Origin of the sequence: Gemella sp. GH3 (assembly GCF_013415425.1) — a bacterium.
GTDB lineage: Bacteria > Bacillota > Bacilli > Staphylococcales > Gemellaceae > Gemelliphila.
Genome location: NZ_JACBYC010000082.1, coordinates 1 through 265, shown reverse-complemented (window position 1 = coordinate 265; position 265 = coordinate 1). Strand labels below are relative to the sequence as shown.

1 protein-coding gene is annotated in these 265 nt (G+C 39.2%); it reads right to left on the bottom strand.

Going from position 1 to position 265, the window contains the following annotated elements:
• The coding region (locus HZY83_RS08615; protein WP_255460134.1) for a Rib/alpha-like domain-containing protein at positions 1-265 on the bottom strand (265 nt) is incomplete at both ends.

The following is a 265-nucleotide window of genomic DNA, read 5'->3' as shown; positions in this document are numbered from 1 at the left end:
TCATTCAAGTTAACTGATTGGTCTTTTCCTACTGGTTCGTTTTTATCTGCGTCTGTTCTGTTGTCTACAACTTTTACTGTTACTTCTAGTTCGTCTGTTGTTCCATCTGGATATGTTACTACTACTGTTGCTGGTTTGTCTCCTGCTGAACTTGTGTCAACTGGTGTTTTGAATGACGCTGTTGTTCCTGTTGGTAAGTCTCCAAAGTTCTCTACTGAATCTTCTGCTTTTGGCTCTTCATTCAAGTTAACTGATTGGTCTTTTC